The organism is Prevotellamassilia timonensis, assembly GCF_021531665.1.
Lineage (GTDB): Bacteria > Bacteroidota > Bacteroidia > Bacteroidales > Bacteroidaceae > Alloprevotella.
The window spans coordinates 1-486 of sequence record NZ_JADYUH010000148.1 but is presented as its reverse complement, the minus strand read 5'-3'; the positions used below and the strand labels follow the sequence as shown (position 1 = coordinate 486).

General features: G+C 46.3%; 2 tRNA genes. Both read right to left on the bottom strand.

Features of this window, described 5'->3' with window-relative positions:
* Positions 1-145 precede the first annotated feature (145 nt).
* Positions 146-222: transfer RNA gene (locus I6E40_RS10710), tRNA-Ala, on the bottom strand.
* 53 nt (positions 223-275) lie between these two features.
* A tRNA-Ile gene (locus I6E40_RS10705) sits at positions 276-349 on the bottom strand.
* Between the last annotated feature and the right edge of the window lie 137 nt (positions 350-486).

Here is a 486-nt window from a genome sequence, read left to right as displayed (position 1 = left end):
TCCTATTCTAAGATTCTCAGGCGTCTCATTGTAGTGTATTACCTTTATGCTTTTTCTTATCTTGAAGTGTCTCAAGTGTTGCATTACTGCAACCCGAGGCACTTGCTCGTTGGTTGATGTGTGTACAATATGTCAAAGAACTCATTGGTGGAGAATAACGGATTCGAACCGTTGACCCCCTGCTTGCAAAGCAGGTGCTCTAGCCAGCTGAGCTAATCCCCCGACATGACAGGCGCTCTGTCGTTTCTCCTATATATAATAATGTATAGGCGATGTAGTCCCAGGCAGAGTTGAACTGCCGACCTCCACATTATCAGTGTGGCGCTCTAACCAACTGAGCTATAGGACTGAGGCAGGAACCGTGTCCGAAACCTTCGTTTTTAACGGCCTGTTATGGGGTAAACCATATCTGCGAGAAATACGGGAGTGGAAAATCCCTTGTTTTGTCGTTTCTTGCCTTTAACAAGACTTTGGACGTCCGCTCCA